This window comes from Paenibacillus hemerocallicola, assembly GCF_006265175.1.
Classification (GTDB): Bacteria; Bacillota; Bacilli; order Paenibacillales; family NBRC-103111; genus Paenibacillus_AB; species Paenibacillus_AB hemerocallicola.
Genome location: NZ_VDCQ01000133.1, coordinates 251 through 7,666, shown reverse-complemented (window position 1 = coordinate 7,666; position 7,416 = coordinate 251). Strand labels below are relative to the sequence as shown.

The 7,416-nt window shown below is 50.6% G+C and carries 6 protein-coding genes; 5 read left to right on the top strand and 1 reads right to left on the bottom strand.

The features are described from left to right. Window positions 1-1,630 (top strand): hypothetical protein (locus tag FE784_RS41465; RefSeq protein ID WP_176706875.1); only part of this gene is annotated, 1,630 nt, incomplete at its 5' end. Window positions 1,631-1,750: 120 nt separating this feature from the next. Further along, complete coding sequence (locus FE784_RS40200) at window positions 1,751-1,945, top strand: hypothetical protein (RefSeq protein WP_139607920.1); 195 nt, start codon at window positions 1,751-1,753, stop codon at window positions 1,943-1,945. Window positions 1,946-2,020: 75 nt separating this feature from the next. Here FE784_RS40200 and FE784_RS40195 read toward each other — a convergent pair whose 3' ends face one another. Beyond that, on the bottom strand, window positions 2,021-2,899 hold the full coding sequence (locus tag FE784_RS40195) for a serine/threonine protein kinase (protein ID WP_139607919.1): 879 nt from the start codon (window positions 2,897-2,899) through the stop codon (window positions 2,021-2,023). 244 nt (window positions 2,900-3,143) lie between these two features. Here FE784_RS40195 and FE784_RS40190 point away from each other — a divergent pair, with 244 nt between their 5' ends. The 3 genes from FE784_RS40190 to FE784_RS40180 all read left to right on the top strand — a co-directional run bounded on the left by FE784_RS40190 (window position 3,144) and on the right by FE784_RS40180 (window position 6,990). Further along, the gene (locus FE784_RS40190) at window positions 3,144-3,716 is read left to right on the top strand and encodes a P-loop nucleotide/nucleoside kinase family protein (RefSeq protein WP_139607918.1); all 573 of its coding nucleotides are present in this window, start codon (window positions 3,144-3,146) and stop codon (window positions 3,714-3,716) included. Window positions 3,717-3,941: 225 nt separating this feature from the next. Next, complete coding sequence (locus FE784_RS40185; protein WP_139607917.1) at window positions 3,942-5,864, top strand: PAS domain S-box protein; 1,923 nt, start codon at window positions 3,942-3,944, stop codon at window positions 5,862-5,864. 259 nt (window positions 5,865-6,123) lie between these two features. Then, window positions 6,124-6,990 carry a cation diffusion facilitator family transporter gene (locus FE784_RS40180; RefSeq protein WP_139607916.1) on the top strand — a complete coding sequence of 289 codons (867 nt, stop codon included), beginning with the start codon at window positions 6,124-6,126 and terminating at the stop codon, window positions 6,988-6,990. Window positions 6,991-7,416: the final 426 nt, after the last annotated feature.

Genomic DNA, 7,416 nt, shown 5'->3' with positions numbered 1-7,416 from the left:
TACGTACCAAGCGGGGACTTGGAACTCGTACAAATTCGAGCATGCGCTTTGGGGCGGAGGCTCGCTGTCGCAGGTCCACCAGGATTTCGTCCATGCGCTGCTGGCCGGCAAGCCGTTTGACATCGGAGGGGATGCGGGAAGCCGCGCCATCCGCGTAGTGGAAGCGACCCGGAAGGCCGCATTGACGGGAAAACGGCTGTCGGAAGGCATACAAGATCCGCTAACGGCGACGGCTTGGGCGCTTGAATCGGGCAAGGAGCAAGCCGTATGGGTAAGCTGCGATCTGATCCACATATCGGATGAACTGCTCGGAGCGGTTCGTACGCGACTGCGGAATCAGGCTGCCGATCTCGACCCGCTCAAGGTCGTGATGAATGCCACCCATACCCATACCGCGCCGCCGATAGGAAAGCATGTCTCCGCTGCCGATCACATTCCGGGAGGCAGGAGCAGAGTCGAGCTGACTGCGCTGTCCATAGAGGAATATGTATCGTGGGCGGCGGACCGAATTGCGCGAGCCGCAGCAAGAGCCTGGAGCACGCGAGCTCCCGGAGGCATCGGATTCGGGGAGGGGACGGCGGTAGTCGGCCACAACCGGAGATGGGTGAACGAGGACGGCCGAACGACCATGTACAGTTCGGACGCACAAGACAAACAACGCCGGAGCGCCAAAGCGATGTCAGACGACAGGAGCTTCTATCAAGTAGATCCGGAATCCGAATCTACATTCCGACACGTTGAAGGTTACGCGGATCACAGTGTCCAACTGCTTGCCACTTACGATGCTGACGGCAAATTGACAGGCTTGGTGACGAACGTGCCTTGCCCCGCTCAGGAAGGCGAAGACGGGTTTTCCGTCAGTGCGGACTGGTGGCATGAGACGCGTATGGAGCTGCGGCGGCGGTTCGGCGAAGGCTTATTCGTTCTTCCCCAGTGCAGCGCGGCCGGCGATATCTCGCCGCATTTGCTGTACGAGGCGTCTGCCCATGTACGCATGCTGGGATTGAAGGGCCGTACGGAACGCGAGGAGATCGCATGCCGGATAGCGGATGCCGCGTCGGATGTCCTGCCCTATATCCGTCAGGCGATCGATTGGAACCCGGTGCTCGGCCATAGCGTGGAGACGGTTGCGCTGCAGTCGAATATGTTGACGGAAGAGGAGGCAAGGGAAGCAGAGAACGAGGCCGAACGGTGGAAGGAGCAATGGGAGAAGGAAAGACGCAGACTGGAAGATGATCCGAAGTTGCAAGAGCAGCCCCGTTGGTACGTGGACCTCACATACGCTTATGGGCGCATGCATGCTATGAGGGGCATCGTCGACCGTTTCGGAAATCAGCATATCCGGTCCGCCTATTTGTCCGAGATCCACGCAGTGCGTCTGGGAGATGTTGCTTTCGCCACCCAACCGTTCGAATGTTACCTCGATTTCGGCGTCCAAATCAAGGTGCGCAGTCCGGCCGTACAAACCTTTTTGATTCAACTGGCAGGGGGCGGTACTTACTTGCCGAGTCCGCGTTCGGTACGGGGCGGCGGTTACGGATCGACTGCCGCCAGCAATCCGGTAGGGCCGGAGGGCGGGCAGCAGCTGGTGGAATTTACGGTGCAAAAGCTTCGTTCGATGTGGGAATGAGGCGCGGCGACGTCAATATTCCGGCAATACCAATGACGAGCGTGAAACCTGTATCCCGACTTTTCGTATTAATGGTCAAGAGGCTTAAAAAGCCTTCGCGAGCGAATGGAGGGAGTACGGATGCTCAAACGGATGCTGAAAAAGCTGCTCGAGTCGAAGTTGGGACACAAAGCGCGTTATTCCCGGTACAGCAGCAGCGATTCCCGCAGAGGTCGCGGCGGATATCCGCCGTCCAACCATAACCGGGATCAATACCATAACAATCAAGGCAGTTCCTATTACAGGCGCAAGCACAAAAGCCATTCCAGTTCCTGACCGGAAGTCCGTGCGCTTGCCCAGCTTGCCGGTTATTCCGGCAAGCTTTTTTCTTGACCGGTTTCGTCCGGCTGTTCAATGAACCGTTGCGATCAATTCGTCCAGTTCACCGCGCAGCGTCGCGATCGACTCATAAGGCCGATCGGTTTGGAGCAATTTGCGGATCATGCGTCGGACATCCGGATGAAGATGCAGCTCATCCTCCCAGCCGAGTTCGGATTGCCCCGGCTGATCTGCGTAGCCCGTATATAGCAAGAACAGCAAGCAATGGCCCAAGGCATAAAAATCGCTGGCAAATACCGGCTCGCGGCGGATCCGTTTCTCCTCGGCGTAATGCTCGTGCGCATCGTCCTCCTCGGGAGGGATCCGACCGTCCTCCGATACCGGACAAGCCAATCCGAAATCGATCAAAGCCACGTTGCCGTCCGGCTGCCATATCAGATTGGGAATTCTGACATCGCGATGAACGATCCGTTCGCCGTGTACGTACTCGAGTATAACGATAGCTTTCTTGATTATCAGTAGCGCATCCCGTACGGAGAAGACGACGCCGTCGGCAAATACGATATCTTCAAGGTTGCGGCCTTCCTTATGCTCCATACAAAGGAAAAGCTGCCTGCGCTCCTCGAACCGGTCCAGAAGCTTCGGAATGCCCGGATGATCGAGCTTGCGAAGCGTCGCCGCTTCCCGTTCGAAAACCGGCGACCCGCTTCTTCCCGCGCGCTTGCTCGGTTTTACCTGCTTCATCACGCACATTTGGCCGTTCGCCGCATCGTCGCACAAGTAACTGATTCCAAAGCTACCGATTCCGAGCACGCTACGCACCGTATAACGTCCCTTCACCACAATACCGGGCCGAAACGGCCGATCCAGCACGAGCTCGCGCAGCCTTTTGAGCCGGTATTCCGCGATCTTCCGATAGTGCAATAACAAGCGGCCTAACCGAAACCGCATCTTGTAACCACTCCTTCAAAGCGCCATATCCTATCTTATCTTAATACAAATGATCGTCCTTGGATATTTTTGAACGATCAAGAAAGTTACACTTCGCTAAAGTACTAATGCGAAACGAGGCTTTCTTTACCAAGAAAAACAAACGCTGAATCGCGGTCGCTCACCTTTGAAATACGTCGATGGACTTTTTTCTTATGAAAAAGAACTCCCCCTTACGGTGACCTATACATAAGTCTTATAATAAATGAAATGGGGAAGGAGGAACGAACGAGCTATGACTATGGAACGTCCCGGCATTTATCTGGTAACCGGCATTATGGCAAGCGGAAAATCGACGGTCGCGCAATTGCTTTCCGAACGATTCGAGAAATCGGTTCATTTAAGGGGAGATCTGTTTCGGAGAATGATCGTAAATAACCGGAAAGAAATAAATCCAAACCTCGGGAAGGTCGAGGCGGATCAACTATTGCTCCGTTATCGTCTGGCCGCACAGGCGGCGGATACATATGTTCAGGCCGGATTTACGGTCGTCGTGCAGGATGTCGTAATCGGACCGATGCTGCTTGACTTTATATCATATATCCATAGCCGTCCTCTCTATGTCGTCGTCCTTTGTCCGAATCCGACCGTCGTGGCCCGGAGGGAAGAGGCCCGCTCCAAAAAAGGATACGGCAATTGGACCGTGGAAGCGCTGGATGCCGTGCTGCGCAATGAAACCCCTCGAATCGGCATGTGGTTGGATTCTTCCGAATGGACGCCGGAACAAACGGTTGCGGAAATAATGGCGAAGTCGCATAAGGAAGCTCTATTAAAGTAAAGTCGAGAAGAGGCGGCTTGACCCATCCGCGCTGCCGATCGAATACAAGTCTTCAAAAAGCATCGTATGCCGGTGCTTTTTGTTTTTTAATGAAAATTATGCAACGATCGATTAAAGTTAACGGATAGCGGGTAATTGAAAACAAAGAACACCAGGTAGTCGCGGTGTTCTTTCACCAGTAGTATATAGAAAGAGTACTTTGAATCGATACAAGGGGTGCGGAATATGCCGGATACAGAGGTTTTAGGACACCAGGCTTTATTTGAGCACGTATATAAGAATGCTCCGATCGGTATAGCTTTAGTATCGATGGACCGTAAATGGATGAGTGTCAATCCCGCGGTGTGCAAAATATTCGGATATACGCCAGAAGAACTCATGGCTCTTTCGGCCGAAGACTTTACGTCTCCCGATCATTCCGATCATAAGGGTTTCAAAAAAGAGCTGCTCGATGGCACTATCACTTCTTACGAAATAGAAAAAAAGTATTTGCATAAAAATGGAAATCATATTTGGACGTCTATACATGTATCTCTTGTTCGCGATGAATTCGCTGGAAGTCCATTGTTCTTCATTACACAATTTATCGACATTACGAAAAGCAAAGCAGTGGAACTTAAGCTGCAGGATAGCATCGAACGGTATACTTCGCTTAAAAAGTACAATCACGACGCGATCATTTCATTTGGTTTGGACGGCAGCATTTTAAATGGAAATCAAGTGGCCGAATTGCTAACGGGATATCAGATCCAAGAACTGATCGGATCTAGTATCTCCGAACTGATCGGCGATAGCAATCTTGCACAGATCCTTTCCGTTTCAACGGATTACAGTGCCGTCGAGAAGTCGATCAATGTGATCAAAAACAAGGACGGACGGGAAATTGAAGTTTTGGCTACATTGGCGCCAATTATTATTCATAATAAAAATGCGGGATTTTATTTCATCGCCAAGGACATGACCGAACAAAAGAGGCTGCTTATCGAGAAAGAAGCCGCCGAAAAGACGAATAAAGCGAAGAGCGAATTTTTAGCGATGATGAGTCACGAGATCCGAACTCCGATGACCGGAGTGATCGGAATGACGGACCTGCTCTTGGCGACGACACTGGACGCGGAGCAGCATGAATATGTCGAAAATATTAAAAAAAGCGGCAATACGCTCCTGACGATCATCAACGACATTTTGGACTTCTCCAAAATCGAGTCGGGCAAAGCCGAAATCGTCCAAGAACAATTTAGCGTGAGAACCGTCGTATCGGAAACGTTGAACATTATGCTGCCAAAAGCGCTCGAGAAAAATTTGGAGATGACTGCATCCGTCTGTCCCAACGTACCTGCTCTGGTTCTGGGGGATGTCACGAAGCTGAGACAAGTACTTATGAATTTGCTCAGCAATGCCATCAAGTTTACTCCCGCCGGAGCCGTGGCAATTTCGGTCGAAAGTACGAAGCTAGAACGGGGTACGGCCTGTCTGCATTTTGAAATCCGGGATACGGGTATCGGAGTGCCCGAAGAGAAAGCGGTCCATTTGTTCGAGCCCTTTTATCAGGCGGATCATTTTATGACGCGCAAGACGGAAGGGACCGGATTGGGATTGGCGATATGCAGAAAGCTTGTTCATCTCATGGGCGGCGAGATCGGATATAAACCGTGTCGGGAGCAACCGGGCTCCACTTTTTGGTTCACTGCCGGCTTTTCGATTCAAGATCGTCCCAAATGCGCGCAAAAGGATAGCCCGGCTCAACAAGATAACCAGACAGAAAACCGGCTGAACATCTTGATAGCGGAAGATCATAACGTGAATCGATTCGTTTTAACAAAGATGGTCGAGAAGCTGGGTTACAGCGCTACGGTAGTCGAAAATGGAGAAGACGCCGTCGAAGCGGTGAAACGTTATCCGTATGACCTTATTTTTATGGATGTTCAAATGCCCAATATGGATGGAATACAAGCGACCAGGTTGATAAAAGGTTCGATGCCGTCCGAGAAAAGCATCTTTATCGTAGCTGTGACGGCACATGCGATGAAAGGCGATAGCGAAAAATATTTGGGCGCGGGGATGGATGAATATATAAGCAAGCCGGTCAGTATGGATGCGGTATCCGGAGCAATCGATAAATTCCTTAAATCCCGTGACATATCCTGAAGAGGCGAGATTCTACGGACCTGTTTAATTATTTTGAAGTCGTGCGCACCACGGCTTTTTTTGTTTTATGGGATAAAAATGGAAGGGATATGGCATTATAACGGACGGAGTTTGTCCGGGGAAACATTGTTTTACCGCTCAAAAAGATTTGTCGGATGCAAATAGGGTTAGCCCTCGCCAAGACTGTTTCTCTAGACCCACACGATATTCATCGGGTATTATGTTCAAAGTAAATCTTATGGAGTGGGAGAACGCCGAAATGGAAATGTACGATAAATTGCGGCAGGGGGAAAGAGGCGCATGGGTAAGTATAGCCGCCTATATTTGCCTATCCGTCCTCAAGCTGACGATCGGATATTTGTTTTATTCCGAGGCATTGCGGGCAGACGGATTGAACAATACGACAGACATCGTCGCTTCCGTCGCCGTGCTGATCGGTCTTCGAATATCAAGAAAGCCGCCGGATCATAATCATAAATACGGTCACTTCCGTGCGGAGACGATTGCTACGTTAATCGCATCGCTCATTATGGCGGCCGTCGGCATCCAAGTATTGTTTCAAGCCGTCATGACGTTTTTTGAAAGCTCCGTTCGTACGCCGGATCTGATTACGGCATGGACCGCGCTCTTCTGCGGATTTGTCATGTTCGGGGTATATCGATACAACCTAAGTTTGGCAAATAGGACCGATAGCAGCGCCGTGATGGCCGCCGCACAAGATAACCGTTCCGATGCATTCGTGAGCTTCGGGGCATTCATAGGCATAATCGGAGCTCAATTCGGGTTAAGCTGGCTTGATCCGCTGGCGGCGATGGCCGTCGGGTTCATCATTTGTAAAACGGCCTACGATATTTTCCACCAAGCGATCCACTCTTTGTCCGACGGATTTAATGAGAAAGAATTGTCCCAGTATAAAAAAACGATACGGAAGACGCCCGGCGTTCAGGTGTTGAAAGATATAAAAGCGAGAGTCCACGGAAACTATGTGTTGCTCGACGTTACAATATTGGTCGACGAGAACCTTAGCGTCGCAGAGAGCCATACGATTACGGAAGATATCGAGCGTCGCATGAAAGAGGATCACCTGATCGAGCATGTCCATATTCATATCGAGCCTGCTCCTTAGGCGGATCGAATATCGATTCAACTGTAAAAACCGTTTCTGCCGTCACTGGTCAAATATTTGCCTGCCGAAAAGTCGCCTAGCAGCGGCTTTTTTTCTTTTGCCGGGAGCCATCATTGTTGTGTGGCGTGGAAACCTCATGCACAAAAACTGGGTTGAAATGCACACTTCTTACATTATTTATGAGATGAAGAAACACAGTTTATTCAATCAGATAATAAATGACCGAAAACGCATAAATAATGTCGTTAGCGCGAGCGTGTTTATATGTATATTGGAATATAGCATTTAGGATTTTTGTTTCTTACTCGATCTGAAAGGGTGGATAAAAATGGTCAACAAAAGGGTGTCGAAATCGGTTCTGCCTTTCCTGTCGCTTGCTCTCATTCTGGGCGCTTGCAGCTCGGGAGGAGGAGGCGATGCGGCCAA